Raw genomic sequence first — 17,007 nt, 5'->3', positions numbered from 1 at the left:
CCCGGAAGCGACACATGACGACGCCCTCTCACGATCCAGTCCGCCGCACGATGATGGCCGCCCTTGCCGCGGCCCCTCTGGGCTGCGCCGCGGCGGCGCCCGACAGCGGCGGCGAGACGCGGCAGGCAGGATCGTCGACGCTGGTCGCCTATTTTTCCCGGTCTGGAAACACCCGCGTCGTCGCCGGCCTGATCCACCGCGCGCTCGGTACCGACCTGTTCGAGATCCGGCCCGCCACCCCGTATCCGGAGGACTACCTGGCCACGGTCGAGCAGGCGCGGCAGGAACGCGACAGCGGCTACGAGCCGGCGCTGGCGGGCAAGGTCGCCGACATGGCCGGCTACGACACCGTGTTCCTCGGCTTCCCCATCTGGGGCGAGACCGCGCCACCGGTGATCCGCGCCTTCCTGTCCGCGCACGATCTGGCCGGCAAGGTCCTGATCCCCTTCGTCACCCATGGCGGCTACGGGCTGGGCAGCAGCCAGTCCGTGCTCGCCCGCCACGCGCCCAAGGCGCGCCTGCGCCAGGGCTTCGTCATGGAGGCCGACCAGGAGCGGCGCACGATGAACCAGGTGAACGACTGGCTCAATGGGATCCGTACCGGGAAATGACGGCAGGGCCGCAGCAACGGCCACATCGCTGCGGCGACCGCCCCCGACAACACACACCGGGCCCGGATCCTCCGGGCCCGCCGCGGACACCGAACAGAAAGGACATCCCCCATGGAAAACATCGCAAACAAGGTCGCCGTCATCACCGGCGCCAGTTCCGGCCTGGGCGCCGAGACCGCCCGCCACCTGGTCGAGGCCGGCGCCAAAGTCGCGCTGGGGGCGCGTCGCCTGGACCGGCTCGAAGCGCTCGCCCGGGAACTGGGCAGCGACAACGCCACCGTCTTCAAGGTGGACGTGAGCGAGCGCGAGCAGGTCCAGGCCTTCGTCGATCACGCGGTGGCGACCTTCGGCCGGATCGACGTGATGATCAACAACGCCGGCGTGATGCCGCTGGCGCCGCTGGAACTGCTGGCCTTCGACGACTGGAACCAGTGTATCGACGTGAACGTCAAGGGCGTGCTGTGGGGCATCGGCGCCGCCCTGCCGCACTTCAAGGCGCAGAAGTCCGGTCAGTTCATCAACGTCTCCTCGGTGGCCGGCCACCGCGTCGGCCCCGGCGGCGCGATCTATTCGGCCACCAAGTACGCCGTGCGCGTGATCTCCGAGGCGCTGCGCCAGGAGGTCAAGCCCTACAACATCCGCACGACGGTGCTTTCCCCCGGCGCGGTGGATACGGAACTGCCGGGATCGGTCAAGGCGCAAGAGGTCGCCGAGGGCGTTGCGCAGTTCTACGCCGCCACCGCCATCCCGGCATCGAGTTTCGCCCGCTGCGTCCTCTTTGCGATGAGCCAGCCCGAGGACGTGGACATCAACGAAATCCTGTTCCGCCCCACCCGGCAGGAACTCTGAGCACGCCAGGAGGCAATCCCCTGACGACCTGGCTGGTCACCGGCTGTTCGACGGGCCTGGGCCGCCCGCCCACCGCATCCAACGGCCCACCTGCATGGCGATCCGTGATTCGGCCGCTCGACGCAGGCCGGCACTATCGACAACGAATGGAGCACACAGCATGAAAACCCGCAAACTCGGAAACGACCTGGAAGTCTCCGCCCTCGGCCTGGGCTGCATGGGCATGACCGCCGTGTACGGCCCGGCCGCCGACAAGCAGGAGATGATCAAGCTCATCCATGCCGCCCACGACCGCGGCATCACCCTGTTCGACACCGCCGAGGCCTACGGTCCCTTCGCCAACGAGGAACTGGTCGGCGAGGCGCTGCAGCCGATCCGCGGCCAGGTGGTCATCGCCACCAAGTTCGGCTTCGACATCGACCCGGAGGCCGGCGAGCGCGGCCTCGGCACCGACAGCCGGCCCGAGCACATCGCGCGCGCGGTCGAGAAGATGCTGCAGCGCCTGCGCACCGACCATATCGACCTGCTGTACCAGCACCGCGTGGACCCGGCGGTACCGATCGAGGACGTGGCCGGCGCGGTCAAGGACCTGATCGCCGCAGGCAAGGTCAAGCATTTCGGCCTGTCCGAGGCCGGCGTGCAGACCATCCGCCGTGCCCACGCCGTGCAGCCGCTGACGGCGGTGCAGAGCGAGTACTCGCTGTTCTGGCGCGGGCCGGAACTGGAACTGTTGCCGCTGCTGGAGGAACTGGGCATCGGCTTCGTGCCGTTCAGCCCGCTCGGCGCCGGCTTCCTGACCGGCAAGATCACCGACAAGACCACGTTCGATCCGACCGATTTCCGCAACCACGTGCCACGTTTCTCCGTGGAAGCGCGCAAGGCCAACATGGCGCTGGTCAAGGTGGTCGAGTCCGTCGCCGGGCGCAACGGCGCCACGCCCGCCCAGGTCGCGCTGGCTTGGCTGCTGGCGCAGAAGCCCTGGGTCGTGCCGATTCCCGGCACCACCAAGCTCAATCGCCTGGAAGAGAACATCGGCGCGGTCACGCTCGACCTGAAGCCTCAGGACATCGCCCAGCTCAATGCCGAGGTTGCCAAGATCAAGGTGGAAGGCGAGCGCCTGCCGGAAGCAGCGCTCAAGATGACCGGCCTCTGATCTGAAGGGCCGGCGTCGCCGCCAGGCCGTCGCGGAGTGGCGGTGACGGCGTTTCGATGGCCGGCAGTGGGTGGCGGCAGACGATGCCGGGGCATCATCGCCGGGAAGAATACGGGCATGGCTTTCATCTCCAATGCCGAATCCGTGACCGTCCTGATCGTGGATGCCGACCGGCATCCACGACGGCATGGGTCGGAACCCGGCTCGGACATCGCCACCTATCTCGCACGCCACAACACGGACGTCGTGGTCGACCGGATCGCCTCGGACGGCTCGCCTGTCGCAGAAGCGATCCTAGAAGAAGGTAGCGCTTGGCCCCACCCCTGCCATCTTTCCAGCCCCGAGAGCTTCGTCAGAACCAGAAGCGCAGGCCGATCACCCACCGGTTGTCGGTTCTGGAATGACTGCTAAGCCCGCGCAGGTCCGACGTCTTGCCGAAACTCCATTCGCGCTCGAATCCCACGTAGGGCGCGAACTGCCGCGTGATCTCGTAACGCAAGCGGACGCCTCCCTCCACGGTACTCAGGCCCGCACCGATGACTTCCTCCGGATCGGTCTGCCCGAACCAATTGGCTTCGAGCCCCCAATTGGCGATCAACCGGTTGGTGAACAACATCTCATACTCGACCTCGGCGATGGCCGCCGTCTCGCCGCCCTCTCCGACGTAGCCCGTTGCCGAGACCTCGAACTTGTAGGGCGCCAGACCCTGGACGCCGAACGCGGCCCAGTTGCGCGGCGTTCCGCCTCCACCGAAGTCACCAAAATCCCGGCGCACGCCGACCACGGCATCCCACCAGGGATGGATCGCGCGGCCGTACAAGGCTTCAATCCGCCCGCGCTGCAGGCTTTCGTCCAGCGCGTGACCCTTGGTTCGCAACCAGAGGCGGTTGAGGTCGCTGCCGACCCAACCGATCCCCTCCCAGGCGATCTCCCTGCCTTCATCCGTGTTCGCCCCTTCCAACTGGTCCATGAGCCAGAACGAGTTCAGGCTGGTGCCGTGCTTGTGGTAATCCTTCAGCAACGGGAACGCCGCCGAGCGATCGGCATCGGTGAGAGGAGGGATGGGTTCGCGTGGCAGGGCGGGGTTCCCCATCTCGGAATGGTCCATCTCGGAATGGTCCATCTGGGAGTGGTCGACCTGCGGACGGTCCTGTTGTCCATGATCCATCTGCGCGTGGTCGTCACCACTGCCGGCGTGCTCGGAATGGGTCTCCTGCGAACGCTTCGAATGATCCATGCCGGCATGGGGAGGCTGCGTCGTCGCATCTTCTTCCTGCCGGTCCGTCGTCGCACTTGACGTCGCAGGCTGGCCATGCCCGGCGTGCTGCGCGTAGGCGCCGACAGGGAGCGACAGGACGACGGCCAGCCCAGCCCACAGCATCGTTTTCGTTGGGCTCCTCATTCTTCGACCCTCACTTCCCGGAACATGCCCGATTCCATGTGGAAGAAGAGATGGCAGTGGTAGGCCCAACGCCCGAGCGCATCGGCCCGGACTCGGTAGCTGCGCTTCGTGCCCGGAGGCATGTCCACGGTGTGCTTGCGCAGATGGAAGTTGCCCTGTTCGTCTTCCAGGTCGCTCCACAGGCCGTGCAGGTGAATCGGATGCGCCATCATGGTGTCGTTCACCAGCACGATGCGCATGCGCTCGCCGTAGTTGAGGCGCAGCGGCTCGGCATCGGCGAACTTGATCCCGTCGAACGACCAGGCGAAACGCTCCATGTGCCCGGTCAGGTGCAGTTCGACCGTGCGGCCAGGCTCGCGCCCGTCGGGATCCGGGAACAGGCTCTTCAGGTCGGCATACGTCGCCACCTTGCGGCCGTTCCCGCGCAGGCCGATGCCCGGATCGGACAGTCGCGGCGCCGGCGTCATGGTCTGCATGTCGACCAGGGGGTTGCCGGTCTCGCTGGCCGGGTGCGCCTGCATCTGCATGCCTCCGGCCGGCGCGCCCTGCATGGCCGTGGCCGAGGCGCCGTGGCCGGCATGTGGATCGACAGATGCTGCGGCACCATGGCCAGCGTGTGGATCCGAAGCCGGTGTGGCGCCATGCCCGGCATGCGGATCGGCGGCGGCCGGCGTCGCGCCGTGTCCCGAATGCGCGGCGTGGTCGCCGTGTCCCATGTCGGCCATGGTCAACAGCGGACGCGGATCGACCGCCGGCACCGGTGCACGCAGCCCTTCACGCACCGCCAGCGTGCCGCTGACGTAGCCGGTACGGGCACTGTCCTGGGCAAAGAGGGTGAAGGCGTCCTGGCCGGTCGGTTCGACGATCACGTCGAAGGTCTCGGCGGTGGCGATGCGGATCTCGTCCACCGTCAGCGGATGGACGTACTGGCCGTCGACCTCGACCACCGTCATCTTCAGGCCCGGGATGCGCACATCGAAGTAGCTCATCGCCGAGCCGTTGATGAAGCGCAGCCGGATCTTCTCGCCGCTGCGGAACAGGCCGGTCCAGTTGCCCAGCGAAGTGGTGCCGTTCATCAGGTAGGTGTAGGTGTGCGCGTTGACGTCCGACAGGTCGGTGGGCGTCATCCGCATGCGGCCCCAGGCCGCGCGGTCGCTCAGGGTCGCACGCAGCCCGTCGTTGCTTACGTCGCGGAAGAAGTCCCCTACCGTCCGCTGGTAGTAGTTGTCGTACTCCGACAACTTCTTCAGGCGGGCGAACAGACGCGCAGGATCCATGTCGGTCCAGTCGGACAGGAACACCACGTAGTCGCGGTCGTAGGAGAACGGCTCGGGTGCGATGGGATCGATGATCAGCGGCCCGTACATGCCGCCCTGTTCCTGGAAGCCGGAGTGGCTGTGGTACCAGTAGGTGCCGCCCTGGCGAACATCGAACTCGTACAGGTAGCTCTCGCCGCGGCCGATGCCATCGAAGCTGAGACCGGGCACACCATCCATGTTCGCCGGCAGCAGGATGCCGTGCCAGTGGATCGACGTGGAGTCACCGTGGATCGAGCCTGGGGGCAGGTCGTTGCGGACCCGCAGCTGCACCCGCGTGCCTTCGCGCCAGCGCAGGATCGGTGCGGGCACCGAACCGTTGACGGTGATGGCGGGCCGCGTCTTGCCCGTGTAGTTGACCGCGGTCTCGCCCACGCTCAGGTCAAACTGCGTGCCGGCGAGAACTTCGAGCTGGCCCGGAGAGCGTAGTGCCCAGCTTTGCTTCGGCCACAGCCCCAGGCCCAGCACCGCACCCCCCGCCGCCAACCCTTGAACGAACTGCCTTCGGGAAAGCAGGCGTTGTTCTTCGACGTTCGCACCTGAAGGTCTGGATCGCATGCATGATCTCCTATGATCGGTAGGGGCTGGCCGCAAGGGCGCCCGGTTCATCGCCACGATCCAGGCGATGGGAACCCGCGACGCCGGAGACGCCATCGTGGGGACGGATGCCGTTCAGCGTGCGCAAGACGAGCGCCGCGGCAGTGGCCGGAATTCCCAATGGATAAGGGACTCAGGAATCATGCAACGGTCGGGATCGAGCACATGGCCATGAAACTCGCGTCATCACGGCCAGCTTAGGAGGAGGTCACTTTCGCCGGGATGACCCGTCCATTACATTCCCGTCATTGCAATGTCATTCCCGCTCGGCCAGCGGGTCGCAAGACCTATCGCGGGTCCGTTCTACCTGCGCGGGGTCTTGCGCTTCCGGACCCCAGGCTCATCGACCGCGCCACGTCGGCGTTTGGGTTCTCCCGCCGCCGCTGCCGATGGCTGTTCCAGATCGGCCAGGATCGGGCAATCGGGCCGATCGTCTCCCGAGCAGCCCATCACCAGTTGCTGGAGCGTGCCAGCCATCTCCTGCATGTCCGCGATCCGTTGCCGCAGATCTTCGATATGGCCCAGGGCGATGCGCTTGACGTCCGCACTGCGCCGGCGGCGGTTCCGCCAGAGCTGCAGCAGGCCATCGATCTCGGCGACGGAAAACCCCAGATCCCGCGCCCGCCGCACGAAGCGCAGTACGTGCACGTCGTTCTCTGTGTAGTTCCGGTAGCCTGCGTCCGTGCGGCTGGCCGCCGGGATCAAACCGGTCGCCTCGTAGTAGCGGATCATCTTGGCCGATACCCCTGAAGCGTTCGCTGCTTGACCGATGTTCACGTCATCCTCCTTTCGACCGACCCGGTCGCACCGTGGCCGGCGGACGCGACGGCCTCTCCCGAAACATCGGGCCGGCCAGTCACCGCGGACGCCACGGGCGGATGGAACCGCCGCAGCCTGAGGGCGTTGCCGAGGACGAAGACGCTCGACAACGCCATGGCGCCTGCCGCCAACACTGGCGAGAGCAGGACGCCGTAGGCCGGATAGAGCACGCCAGCGGCGACCGGGATCAGGGCGGCGTTGTAGCCGAACGCCCAGAACAGATTCTGCCGGATGTTGCGGATCGTCCCCTTCGACAGGGCGATGGCGTTGGGCACGCCCTTGAGGCTGCCCGACATCAGCACCACGTCGGCCGCCTCGATCGCGATGTCGGTGCCCGTGCCGATGGCGATGCCCACGTCGGCCTCGGCCAGGGCCGGCGCATCATTGATGCCGTCACCCACGAACACCAGATGGCCGTGAACGGCCCTGAGACGGCGCACCGTCTCGATCTTGCCTTTCGGAAGCACCTCGGCGACCACCTCGTCGATGCCGAGACGGCGGGCGATGGCCTCGGCTGTGCGCCGATTGTCGCCGGTGATCATGGCGACCTTGAGGCCCAGCGCGTGCAGCGCGGCGATGGCCTCGGGCGTGGTGTCCTTGATCGGATCGGCAACGGCGATGACGGCCGCGAGCTTTCCGTCGATCGCGGCGTAGAGCGGCGACTTGCCCTCGTCGCCCAGCCGCTCCGCGATACCGGAAAAGGTGGCCACATCCAGGCCCAGCCGGTGCATGTAACGGTCGGCGCCGATCTGGATACTCACTCCGTCCACCATCGCCTCGACGCCGAACCCGGTCTCGGACCTGAAGCCAGCGACCGCCGGCAAGGTCAGGCCTTGGGCTTGGGCGGCTTCTACGATGGCATGGCCGACGGGGTGTTCCGACTTCGCCTCGACGGCCGCGATCCGCGCCAGTACCTGCGCGCGATCGAAGCCTTCGGCCAGTTCCAGATCGGTGAGCACCGGCCGGCCTTCGGTCAGCGTGCCGGTCTTGTCCAGTGCGATGACCTTCGCATCCTTGAGCCACTGCAAGGCTTCGCCCTTGCGGAACAACACGCCCATTTCGGCGCCGCGCCCGGTGCCGACCATGATCGACGTGGGCGTGGCCAGCCCCATGGCGCAGGGACAAGCGATGATCAGCACGGCGACGGCATTGACCAGCGCGAACGTCAGCGCCGGTGCCGGGCCGAAGGCGAGCCAGACGAGGAACGTCAGCAGCGCCACACCGATCACGACCGGGACGAACCACAACGTCACCTTGTCGACCAGTGCCTGGATCGGCAGCTTGGAGCCCTGCGCTTCCTCCACCATGCGGATGATCCGGGAGAGTACCGTGGCCTCGCCTACCGCGGTTGCACGGAAAGCCAGCGCGCCGTTCTGGTTGACCGTACCGCCGACCACCGCGCTGCCGGCGGTCTTTGCCACCGGCACCGGCTCGCCGGTGATCATGGACTCATCGACGTAGCTGTCGCCATCGATCACCTCGCCGTCGACCGGAACACGTTCGCCCGGTCGCACTTCGACAATATCCCCCGGCACGACGTTGCCGAAGGCGATCTCGGCCGTCTCCTCGTCACGGCGCACACGCGCGGTCCGCGCCTGCAACCCAATCAGCCGCTGGATCGCCTGGGAGGCGCGCCCCCTGGCCCGCGCTTCCAGAAAGCGGCCGATGAGAATCAAAGTGACGATGACGGCCGCCGCCTCGTAGTAGACGTTGACCGCTTCCGCGGGCAACAGCGCAGGCATGAAGGTCGCAACCAGCGAGTAGGCGTAAGCCGCCAGGGTACCGACCGCGACCAGCGAGTTCATGTCCGGCGCCAGGCGGAACAGCGCGGGAAAGCCATGCTGGTAGAAGCGCCGGCCCGGCCCGAGGATCACCAGTGTCGTCAGCGCGAACTGGATGACCCAGTTCCACTGCATGCCGAGGGTGCGGTTGATCAGGTGATGCACGCCGGGAACGAGGTGCGCACCCATCTCCAGCACAACCACCGGCAAGGTCAGCGCGATGGACACGGCCACGGCGCGTTTCAGGGCCGCCTGCTCGGCGTCCTTGCGGACCGCGTCATCGGCCTCGCGCGAGGACGCCCGGTCGATCGGCCGCGCCGCGTATCCCGCGTCGTCGATGGCCTGGATCAGCAACCTGGCGTCCACACCCCCTTCCACGACTGCGCGCTCTGTCGCCAGGTTGACGCGTGCCGCCGTCACGCCGGGGACGGTACGCAGTGCGCGCTCCACACGTCCGACGCAGGACGCGCAGGTCATGCCCTCGATGGCGAGTTCGGTCTTGATGATCGGAACCGCATAGCCCGCCCTCTCGATGGCCCGGGCCAGTGTCCGGTGGTCGGCCGGTGCCACGGTCTGCACGTCGGCCCATCCGGATGCGGGATCGACGCTCGCACCGTGAACGCCGGGGACGGCCCTCAGTGCCTGCTCGATCCGGCCGGCGCAGGAAGTGCCGCGCATTCCCGCGATGGGTAGGCGCACCGCCTCCAGTCGGAGGGAGGCGTCTTGTGAAGGGGAATCCATGTTCATCTCGCCGGTACGATGCGGTCGATGGCCGAGTCTGTGGCTTACCACGGTGGGAAGGTCAACGCTTGCGCGGCCGGCCTGTGAACCCTTGACCTTCCAACGATGGCAAGGTCCATGATAGCCGTACGCAAACCAACAGGAGTTGTCCCATGCAGACGTTCCACATCCAGAACATGACTTGCGGCGGCTGCGTCCGAGGCGTCACGCGCGCCATCCAGTCCGTCGACCCGGCTGCGCGGGTTCACGCCGATGTTCCTGCCCGACGGGTGCAGGTCGTCTCCGACCAGCCCCGTGAGATCGTCGAGGCCACACTGACCAAGTCCGGCTACCAGGCGGTTTGGATCGCTCCGTGAAGCACCGCCTGGCGGCCTCGTTCAGGCCTCGTTGATCGTCAGGGTCAAGCGACCAGGTTCTCGGCCAGTGCGGTCGTCGGACGAAGCCGTTCTTGAACTGACCGGCCCGACCACTCAGTTGCAGGTACTCGGGTGGTCGGGCGGGGAGGGTCGATTGCGCCGCCACGACCATCCTCTCTCGATCTCGATTTGAAGTGCGACGCTCAAAAAGGTTCGGATCAGCACGATCAGCGCAAGGATCGCGACGCCCTGCAGCGAGGGATCGATCGTAACGGTTCGGATGATGTCGGCGGCCACGAGAAATTCCAGGCCCAGTACGATCGCGCCGCCGAGCTCCTGCCGCAGGGAGTGATATCGCGCCGTCAGTTCGACCCCCTTGTGGATGAAGGCGAATCGGCCGCAAGCCAACACGCTGCCCAGGGTGATGACCCCGACGCCGAACAACTCGAATCCCGCGACCGCGATCCCGATCGCCGCATGTGGCAAATCAGCGCTCATCGGCATATCCGGTCAATGGTGATCGTAGATCCCTACACCCCGGATGTCGTTCCATGAAGTGGTCTGGTGGCAGAGATAGCACTGCTCAGGTTCCGCATTCCTGACACCCGCTATCGGCTTGGACATCATTCCGAAGTGCTCCTTGTAGTGGCTGAGCGGCGCGAGGTGGCACTGGCCGCACTCGGTGGAACTCGGCGGTGGATGCCGGTACTCGGCAATCGACCATGTGGTCGTGCCGTGGCATGTCGCGCAGTCGTTTCCGAAGACCTGGACGTGCGGGTCGGTGGTCTTGTGGCAGCTCGCACAGTCCAGCAGCGTCTCCTTGTAAGTCATGCCGTTGGCAAGCGAGAGGTTGCCCGGCAGCGCCTCGGGCCGGTGTGCCTTGAGGTGCGCGAGCAGCACCGCCCCCTCATGACCCTCCGGGGCCCGATCGAGCCATCGCACGATGATGTCGGTCAAAGCCGCATGGTCCATACCACGCAGGCTGCGGCCGGCGTCGTGTTCCTTGTGGCAGGCCACGCAGTTGTTCGAGCCGGCGATGTCGGCATGGAATGCCGTCGGTTGTCGCTGGACCAGGACGGTCTCGTTTGCATGGCAGGCCACGCAAGTCGCGTCCTCCACGCCCTTCACCGGCGTGTGGCACGCCGCACAGTCCTCTTTGAGAAACGCATGTGCGCTGGACAGGGGGCCCGGAGAGGCCATGTTCTGCCACGTCGCGGCGCGCTGCATTTGCGGAAGGTATGTCCACAGTGCGACTGCCGACACCGGCGCCAGGACCGCGAGCAGCGCGGCGAGGATCTTTCCCTTTCGACTCATCTGAACCAGCGCAACCCGAAGTAGATGCCAGCCCAGATATGCAACGCCAGCAGAAGATAGAAGATGATCGAGAACGCGATGTGTGCCGACAGCCAGGCGTTGAACAGCCTGCGCACCCGCTCCTGGAACTGGATCGAGTACTGCAGATCGGCGGCGGCGGATGCCAGTGGCAGCAGTTCGGCGCTGGCCTTGGGCGTACCGGCAACGCCCGCTGTTGGTCCTTGCGCGTAGGCCCAGTACTGCCCATCCAGAAGGCGCCACAGCCCGTCGATCTGCGCCTTCTTCTCGCGGATGTTCTCCGCGACGTAGCGCAGGTAATGCTGGCCGATGAACCCAGTGAGCACGCTCAGCAGCATCGATGCCGTCAGCGCGACGCCGAGCGCACTCTGGAACTTGTGCCCGCTATGGAGGATGGCCAACAGCGCGCCTACCAAGCCGAAATAGACGTGCGCCTGCAGCAATGCGCCGAAGCCATGCTTCCTGGTGAATGCGCGGCGCAGCGTAGCGCTGCGCTTGATTACGGTGTAGGTGAGCGGGACGAGCATGAACGCCGCGCCTACGACGCCGAACACGCCACCCAGGAGGCTTCCGGCGAAGAAGGAAGAGCGGTGCACCAGGAAACCCAGCCACAGGACCACTAGCATCGAGAAGATGATCGTCGCGATGATGCGATCCTGGTTGCGCATCTACGCATCCACCGAGATATCGGCCGACGCTTTCGCCTGGCAGGCCAGGATCACGCCCGAGGAACGATCGAGTGGCGTCAGGCTGTCGTCCACGTCCATGGTGACCTCGCCCGACAGCAGCTTGATCTTGCAGAGGCCGCAGTAACCCTGCCGGCAGGCATATTCGATCGGAACGCCGACCTCTTCGGCGGCCTCGAGAACGGTCTGGCCGGCCGCCAGCGGCGCCTTTTTTCCGGACCGCTCGAAGCTGCAGGTGACGGCCGTCGCCGTGTCGCCCGCCGACACCTCCGGGCCGGGAGGCACTGTCCTGGAGGGGCTCAGGAACAGCTCGGAATGAACCGACGCCAGGTCGATGCCCAGCTTGCCCAGTTCGTTGCGGACCGCGTCCATCATCACCGGCGGACCGCACAAGTGGATGCGGCGCGAACGGATCTGCGGAATCTGCCCCAGCAGTTCGGCGGTGATGAACCCACGCGGGCCGGTCCATGCCGCCGATGACTCGTCGCTCAGCACGATGGACACATGCAGGTTCGGATGCCGGCGGGCGAGTTGGTTCAGCTCGTCGCGGAAGATCACGCTTTCCAGGTCCTTGCAGGCGTAGACCAGGTCGATCCGGCCGTTCCAGCTCTGGTCGGTCAGGTAGCGGATGGAACTCATCAGCGGCGTGATGCCGACGCCGCCGCCCAGGAACACGACACTGTCGGACTCGACGCCGCGGAAGGTGAAGCGGCCGTAGGGGCCGGACGCATCGAGGAGATCGCCTTCCTTCACCTGCTCGTGGAGGTAACCCGAGACGATGCCGCCGCTTTCGTGCTTGACCGTCAGGTCGCACCAGCCGTGGCAGCATGGCGATGAAGCGATCGAATACGAGCGCTTGACCTGGTTCCCGCCTGAATGCACCGAAAGCGTGAGGAACTGGCCGGGCTCGAACTCGAACGGCAGCGCACCCACGCCCTCCACTGGCGCCAGCCGAAACGTCTTGACCTTGGGCGTCTCCTGGAAGACGCGTGCGACCCGCAGCTTGCCCACCCAGCCGCCCATGGTGGACACGGGTGCGCGTGCCTGCGGCTCGCCCTCGGCCGGCACGCCCGGAGACACGGGCGCCGCGGGGGCCGGCGCCACACCGGAACGAGGCGCAGCGGCGGGGGCCGGAGGCACCGGTGCCCCGGTGCGCAACGTGGCGAGGACCGCATTCGTGCGTCGGGTTCGCGCCACGTACATCCAGGCGGCCAGCAGCGCAAAGGCCAGCAGCAACGCCATCGTGAAGTAGTGGAAGCCCGACAGGCCGAAGACGCCGTGCGCCGGGGCCGTGGTCAGGGGATCGGTCAGGTTCATCTCGCGCCGGAACCACGCCAGCGCGATCCCCCGCGGCGCCTGTCCTTCGGCCAGTGCGCGGTAGGCCGACAAGCCGCTGTCGAATTCGCCCCAGGCCACGCGCATGCGGTCGGATGCTTCCTGCAGGCCGCCGTAGTCGTTGCGCTGGACCGCGTGCGACGCCTCCGACGACAGGGACGCCAATAGCTGGATCCCTTCGTGCATCCGGTGGTGGGCGAGCTGCTCAACGCTCGCGCGCCGCTCCGGCGGTAGATCCGGCAGCGCCATCAGCTGCGGATACAGCAGCTTGTTGAGGCGCCGATCCCGACCGCACTCGTCTCCGCGGCAGCCGCGCATCATGTCGTCCATCATGCCGCCCATGGAACCGGCCATCGATGCACCACTCGAAGCCGGCATGCTGGCAGTCGCGTCCGGGTGATGCGCGGCGTGATCGTCATCGCCCGCCGATGCGTCAGCCGGCGGTGTGGCGCTCATCGGCATGCCGTTCATCGGGCTGCTGCTTTGCGCCGGCATGCCATCGGCTGGCGCCGGCTGCGGTACCGCCATGCTTCCGGCCTTGTCCGGATGATGCGCGGCGTGATCGTCATCGCCCATCGGCGCGCCAGCCGGCGGCGTGGTGCCCATCGGCATACCAGCCATCGAGCCGCTGTCCCGGGCCGATGACGTGCCGGCAGCGTCCGGCTGCGCAGCCGTCGTGCCGCCGGTCTTGTCTGGCGGATGGGCTGCGTGTGGATCAGCAGCCGACTGAGCGCCGGCCGCTTCATGAGCCAGCAGCATCGCCAGCGTGGCCAGGGCGGCGACTCGCTTCCACCCCACGAAGCCTTCCGTCAGCACCGCGGCGGCCTCCGCTACATATGGCCCATCTTCTTCTTGGCCATGCCCCCGCCCATGCTCGAATCCATCTTCTGCATGGTGGCGTCGACCTTCTGCATCTGCATCTCGCAGTGCTCCATGTCCTCCTTCATCTGCTGCATGTGCTGCATCGTGGCGGGCATGTCCATGTCCTTATGCGCGGAGGCATCGCCAGCCTTCATCGCCATGGCCTGCTGATGCATCTGCATGCTGCCTTCCTGCATCTGTCGGCCCATGGCCTCCATGGCTTGCCCCCGTTCGCGCATCATGGCTGCCATCTCCTCCATGTGCGTGGCCATGGCATCGGGCGTTGCGGGCGCATTCTGAGAAGCAGGGGACTTCGGATCGGTAGGGTGCGCCGCTGGAGCGTGAGGTGCCGCCGGGGTGCTGGCGGGCTGCTGCCCCATGGCGCCCGGCATGGCATCCTTCTTGTGCATGTCATCATCAGCCAGTGCCGCGCCAGCGAGCGCGACACCCAGGATGCAGACCATGACAAGTGACGGCCGACGATAGTGCTGCTTCATGACAACCTCCGATAAGTAGGCGGCGGTTCCCCTCGGGAACCGATGAGCGCAACGCGCTCACGAAGAAACCGACCCGCGTGCGTGGTCGGTTCGTTCGTCCACCGTACGTGCGGCAAGCTGTCGATGGCATGACCCCGACATTACGATGCCGCAATCTCCTCGTAATACGACGCCGGCACTGGAGGAAGGTCCTACCGGAAGAAAGTGCCACTTCGGATGCCACTCTGTTCGCGTTCAAGAAGTGACAAGGTGATTACGCAAATGTAATGACTGGGTCATTCAGCTGAAAGCAGGCCCTTCCTAGGCTGATATCTGGCGTTCCTCCCCTCAGCCACCAGGAGATTGTCATGAAATCCATCAAAGCGTCGTGGGTCATTTTGTTGTGTGCGATGTTCGCAATAGCCGTTCCGGTCTACGCGCAGCAGCCCACCGAAGAACCGATCGTGAAGCTGCTCAACGATATGGCGGACAAGCCGGAGAATCATCTGGCCATCGCCGCGTACTACCGCACGCTGGCCGGCGACGCGCTGGCTGAAGCCGAGAAGCACAAGGCGATGCGCAACACCTATCGGCACGACCACCAGAAGTTCAAGTCTGGAGCTGCCACGGGGCAGTCGATGGCACGGCACTGTGACCGGCTGACCAAGCTCCAGGAAGAGACCGCCGCAGAGTACGAGGCGCTTGCAAAGCTCCATGAAGCTGAGGCGGCAGCGAAATAACAGCCAGACGGTTAGACGTCAAATACCCCGCTCCACCGATCGACGGGAGCGGGGTATTTTTGCTCCATAGACGCCAACCTTGGAAGGAGCATGGCTGGCGCCAAGGCGAAGATGAAGGCGAAGCAGCGTTAACGGGAACGCTCTGAGAGCAACTGCTTCATCTGAGCGATCTCCTGCGTTTGGGAGGCAATGATGTCCTGGCATAGCTTGGCCAGTTCGGGATCCTTGAGGCGGTTCTCCTCACACATCAGGATCGCTCCCGCGTGATGCGGAATCATGGAGCGTATGAACTGCCGGTCTGTGACGGCAGCCTGGCTGCGAATGCCCCACCAACAGAACAGCATGAATACCACCGCCGCGCCGGCAAGGATCAGGTTTCGCCGACGATCCGGGTACATTCCGGACATGAGCCACAACTCAATGAGCAGCATGGGAGAGGCCATCAGGCCTGCCATGTAGAACTGATTGATGTTGTTGTAGACATTGGCCCACTGATCGACCATGGAATACATCAAGGCGTACATGGCCAAGAAGGAGAGCGCCATCATCAACAGCAAACGGCCATAGTGGCCCTGATGTTGCGGCTGGGCGTTCTCGTGCTTTCCGTGCGAAGTGGACATCACGATCTCCGTGAGAACTCGGAGCGAGTCTATACCCGCCCCCTGATAACGGGAGGTGACCACCAGATCGAGCCCACTTCACGGCGCCAGCGACGCTCATCTGCACACGCTCAGACCGACCCAAAAAACGGCGTCATTTTCATGACGGGAATGTAATGAACGGGTCACCTGTCTGACAGTGGCGGCTCTGCATGCTCCGAGCAGGACCATGGCGATGATTCCGCATATCCAAAGCATGTGGTCACCGAATCCGAGATCCGTAGCAAAGTCGTCGAACATGAAAAGTTCAAGCACAAAGCACCGTCACTTGTCAGCAGTCGTGGTTCTGCTGGCCATGGCTGTCACAGGTATGGCGGCAGCCTCCGAGCTGGTCGCCGACGTCTGGAAAGATCCCAACTGCGGCTGCTGCAAGGTGTGGGTGGATCACCTGAAGGAAGCGGGCATCACTGTGCGCGTCTTCAACACAGGAAACACCGGCGCACGCGCGCGCCTCGGCATCCCAGCAAAGCTGGGCTCCTGTCATACGGCCAAGATCAATGGCTACGTGATCGAGGGTCATGTGCCGGCAGCCGACATCCAGCGTCTGCTCAGGGAGAAGCCGAAGGCGGTTGGCCTGGCCGTGCCCGGCATGCCTTTGGGATCGCCGGGTATGGACGGACCGGTCTACGGCAACCGCGTGATGGCCTACGACGTGCTGCTGGTACAGGCCGATGGAAGCACCAGCGTGTACCAGTCGTACCCCGGATCGCAGTAAGCAGCCCGCGGAGGCACGGCATAAGCGGCTCGGCTCTGCGAGCCAGTACAGCGGCAATTCGGCGTCGGTGCCGTCGGGCACCATGCTCGGCCGGTATCCGCTAAGCCTCCACAGTCGATGCGACGAGAAGTTTTCGCGTATTGATTCTAGGTAACCCATAACGGAGAACAACTATGAGCAACATCAGCACTCGCGCCATTCGCTCTTTTACACTCGGCATCGGCCTCGCGGTCAGCCTCCTGTCGGCCTCGTTCGCCTATGCGCACGCCACATTGGTTCAGTCCACGCCGGCGGCCAATGCGGTCGTGGCGTCTCCTCAGCAGATCGACCTCATGTTCAACGAGACGCTCGTGCCGCGTGCTTCACGCCTGGAGCTGGCAATGATCCACGGCAACTCGACCATGCCGATCGAGCATCTGGAGATCGAGGTCATCGGCAAGACGTTGCGCGCCAAGCTGCATCATCCGCTGGAAGCCGGTACTTATCGCGTACAGTACCGCGCCGTCGGGCCGGATAATCACCCGATGACGGGGGACTTCAGCTTTACCGTCGGCTGAGGCACCGCCGACTTGTCGAGC

17 protein-coding genes are annotated in these 17,007 nt (G+C 65.5%); 7 read left to right on the top strand and 10 right to left on the bottom strand.

Going from position 1 to position 17,007, the window contains the following annotated elements:
• The first annotated feature begins 14 nt into the window (after positions 1 to 14).
• From DSC_RS02685 to DSC_RS02675, 3 genes are all read left to right on the top strand, one after another.
• Positions 15 to 611, top strand: a complete 597-nt coding sequence (locus DSC_RS02685) for a flavodoxin (RefSeq protein ID WP_043290352.1) — start codon at positions 15 to 17, stop codon at positions 609 to 611.
• Between the two features lie 111 nt (positions 612 to 722).
• Positions 723 to 1,460: an SDR family oxidoreductase gene (locus tag DSC_RS02680; RefSeq protein ID WP_014159580.1), complete on the top strand. Its 738-nt coding sequence runs from the start codon at positions 723 to 725 to the stop codon at positions 1,458 to 1,460.
• A gap of 160 nt (positions 1,461 to 1,620) precedes the next feature.
• Entirely contained in the window at positions 1,621 to 2,613 is a 993-nt protein-coding gene (locus DSC_RS02675; RefSeq protein ID WP_014159579.1) for an aldo/keto reductase, read from the top strand.
• 352 nt (positions 2,614 to 2,965) lie between these two features.
• Here DSC_RS02675 and DSC_RS02670 read toward each other — a convergent pair whose 3' ends face one another.
• The 4 genes from DSC_RS02670 to DSC_RS02655 form a co-directional block, all read right to left on the bottom strand.
• Positions 2,966 to 4,015 (bottom strand): copper resistance protein B, encoded by a 1,050-nt coding sequence (locus DSC_RS02670; RefSeq protein WP_083833435.1) that lies wholly within the window; start codon positions 4,013 to 4,015, stop codon positions 2,966 to 2,968.
• The gene (locus DSC_RS02665; protein WP_043290350.1) at positions 4,012 to 5,889 is read right to left on the bottom strand and encodes a copper resistance system multicopper oxidase; all 1,878 of its coding nucleotides are present in this window, start codon (positions 5,887 to 5,889) and stop codon (positions 4,012 to 4,014) included. The genes DSC_RS02670 and DSC_RS02665 overlap by 4 nt, the downstream gene beginning before the upstream one ends.
• Positions 5,890 to 6,231: 342 nt before the next feature.
• Positions 6,232 to 6,705 carry a Cu(I)-responsive transcriptional regulator gene (gene cueR / locus DSC_RS02660; protein WP_043290349.1) on the bottom strand — a complete coding sequence of 158 codons (474 nt, stop codon included), beginning with the start codon at positions 6,703 to 6,705 and terminating at the stop codon, positions 6,232 to 6,234.
• Positions 6,702 to 9,269, bottom strand: a complete 2,568-nt coding sequence (locus DSC_RS02655) for a heavy metal translocating P-type ATPase (RefSeq protein ID WP_043290895.1) — start codon at positions 9,267 to 9,269, stop codon at positions 6,702 to 6,704. The genes cueR and DSC_RS02655 overlap by 4 nt, the downstream gene beginning before the upstream one ends.
• A gap of 152 nt (positions 9,270 to 9,421) precedes the next feature.
• Here DSC_RS02655 and DSC_RS02650 point away from each other — a divergent pair, with 152 nt between their 5' ends.
• Positions 9,422 to 9,625 carry a heavy-metal-associated domain-containing protein gene (locus DSC_RS02650; RefSeq protein ID WP_014159574.1) on the top strand — a complete coding sequence of 68 codons (204 nt, stop codon included), beginning with the start codon at positions 9,422 to 9,424 and terminating at the stop codon, positions 9,623 to 9,625.
• 114 nt (positions 9,626 to 9,739) lie between these two features.
• Here the strand turns inward: DSC_RS02650 and DSC_RS02645 are convergent, their stop codons facing one another.
• The 5 genes from DSC_RS02645 to DSC_RS02625 are packed head-to-tail and all read right to left on the bottom strand — an operon-like array spanning position 9,740 to position 14,336.
• Positions 9,740 to 10,123, bottom strand: a complete 384-nt coding sequence (locus DSC_RS02645) for a DUF1622 domain-containing protein (RefSeq protein WP_043290894.1) — start codon at positions 10,121 to 10,123, stop codon at positions 9,740 to 9,742.
• A 12-nt stretch (positions 10,124 to 10,135) separates the two neighbouring features.
• Entirely contained in the window at positions 10,136 to 10,939 is an 804-nt protein-coding gene (locus DSC_RS02640) for a multiheme c-type cytochrome (protein WP_014159572.1), read from the bottom strand.
• The gene (locus DSC_RS02635; RefSeq protein WP_003292130.1) at positions 10,936 to 11,625 is read right to left on the bottom strand and encodes a hypothetical protein; all 690 of its coding nucleotides are present in this window, start codon (positions 11,623 to 11,625) and stop codon (positions 10,936 to 10,938) included. Before DSC_RS02635 ends, DSC_RS02640 begins: the two co-directional genes overlap by 4 nt.
• A complete protein-coding gene (locus tag DSC_RS02630) occupies positions 11,626 to 13,794 on the bottom strand; it encodes a 2Fe-2S iron-sulfur cluster-binding protein (protein WP_043290348.1) in 2,169 nt (722 codons plus the stop codon).
• Positions 13,795 to 13,808: 14 nt separating this feature from the next.
• A complete protein-coding gene (locus tag DSC_RS02625) occupies positions 13,809 to 14,336 on the bottom strand; it encodes a hypothetical protein (RefSeq protein ID WP_043290347.1) in 528 nt (175 codons plus the stop codon).
• 347 nt (positions 14,337 to 14,683) lie between these two features.
• On the opposite strand from DSC_RS02625, the gene DSC_RS02620 reads away from it, so the two are divergent.
• Complete coding sequence (locus DSC_RS02620; RefSeq protein ID WP_014159569.1) at positions 14,684 to 15,055, top strand: hypothetical protein; 372 nt, start codon at positions 14,684 to 14,686, stop codon at positions 15,053 to 15,055.
• Positions 15,056 to 15,183: 128 nt separating this feature from the next.
• On the opposite strand, the gene DSC_RS02615 is transcribed toward DSC_RS02620, so the two are convergent.
• Positions 15,184 to 15,675 carry a DUF305 domain-containing protein gene (locus DSC_RS02615; RefSeq protein ID WP_014159568.1) on the bottom strand — a complete coding sequence of 164 codons (492 nt, stop codon included), beginning with the start codon at positions 15,673 to 15,675 and terminating at the stop codon, positions 15,184 to 15,186.
• Between the two features lie 307 nt (positions 15,676 to 15,982).
• On the opposite strand from DSC_RS02615, the gene DSC_RS02610 reads away from it, so the two are divergent.
• Positions 15,983 to 16,429, top strand: coding sequence for a DUF411 domain-containing protein (locus DSC_RS02610; RefSeq protein WP_425476600.1), 447 nt, complete (start codon positions 15,983 to 15,985; stop codon positions 16,427 to 16,429).
• Between the two features lie 173 nt (positions 16,430 to 16,602).
• A complete protein-coding gene (gene copC / locus DSC_RS02605; protein ID WP_014159566.1) occupies positions 16,603 to 16,986 on the top strand; it encodes a copper homeostasis periplasmic binding protein CopC in 384 nt (127 codons plus the stop codon).
• Positions 16,987 to 17,007: the final 21 nt, after the last annotated feature.

This window comes from Pseudoxanthomonas spadix BD-a59, assembly GCF_000233915.3.
GTDB lineage: Bacteria > Pseudomonadota > Gammaproteobacteria > Xanthomonadales > Xanthomonadaceae > Pseudoxanthomonas_A > Pseudoxanthomonas_A spadix.
The sequence above is the reverse complement of the archived record's forward strand: the minus strand, read 5'-3'. Positions and strand labels throughout refer to the sequence as shown.

What these genes read in the sequence shown, in the direction of transcription:
- DSC_RS02650 (WP_014159574.1), top strand. Translation starts at nt 9,422, where the DNA reads ATGCAGACGTTCCACATCCAGAACATGACTTGCGGCGGCTGCGTCCGA.
- DSC_RS02670 (WP_083833435.1), bottom strand. Translation starts at nt 4,015, where the DNA reads ATGAGGAGCCCAACGAAAACGATGCTGTGGGCTGGGCTGGCCGTCGTC.
- DSC_RS02640 (WP_014159572.1), bottom strand. Translation starts at nt 10,939, where the DNA reads ATGAGTCGAAAGGGAAAGATCCTCGCCGCGCTGCTCGCGGTCCTGGCG.
- DSC_RS02665 (WP_043290350.1), bottom strand. Translation starts at nt 5,889, where the DNA reads ATGCGATCCAGACCTTCAGGTGCGAACGTCGAAGAACAACGCCTGCTT.
- DSC_RS02685 (WP_043290352.1), top strand. Translation starts at nt 15, where the DNA reads ATGACGACGCCCTCTCACGATCCAGTCCGCCGCACGATGATGGCCGCC.
- DSC_RS02655 (WP_043290895.1), bottom strand. Translation starts at nt 9,269, where the DNA reads ATGGATTCCCCTTCACAAGACGCCTCCCTCCGACTGGAGGCGGTGCGC.
- DSC_RS02675 (WP_014159579.1), top strand. Translation starts at nt 1,621, where the DNA reads ATGAAAACCCGCAAACTCGGAAACGACCTGGAAGTCTCCGCCCTCGGC.
- DSC_RS02620 (WP_014159569.1), top strand. Translation starts at nt 14,684, where the DNA reads ATGAAATCCATCAAAGCGTCGTGGGTCATTTTGTTGTGTGCGATGTTC.
- DSC_RS02645 (WP_043290894.1), bottom strand. Translation starts at nt 10,123, where the DNA reads ATGAGCGCTGATTTGCCACATGCGGCGATCGGGATCGCGGTCGCGGGA.
- DSC_RS02615 (WP_014159568.1), bottom strand. Translation starts at nt 15,675, where the DNA reads ATGTCCACTTCGCACGGAAAGCACGAGAACGCCCAGCCGCAACATCAG.
- DSC_RS02680 (WP_014159580.1), top strand. Translation starts at nt 723, where the DNA reads ATGGAAAACATCGCAAACAAGGTCGCCGTCATCACCGGCGCCAGTTCC.
- DSC_RS02625 (WP_043290347.1), bottom strand. Translation starts at nt 14,336, where the DNA reads ATGAAGCAGCACTATCGTCGGCCGTCACTTGTCATGGTCTGCATCCTG.
- DSC_RS02635 (WP_003292130.1), bottom strand. Translation starts at nt 11,625, where the DNA reads ATGCGCAACCAGGATCGCATCATCGCGACGATCATCTTCTCGATGCTA.
- copC (WP_014159566.1), top strand. Translation starts at nt 16,603, where the DNA reads ATGAGCAACATCAGCACTCGCGCCATTCGCTCTTTTACACTCGGCATC.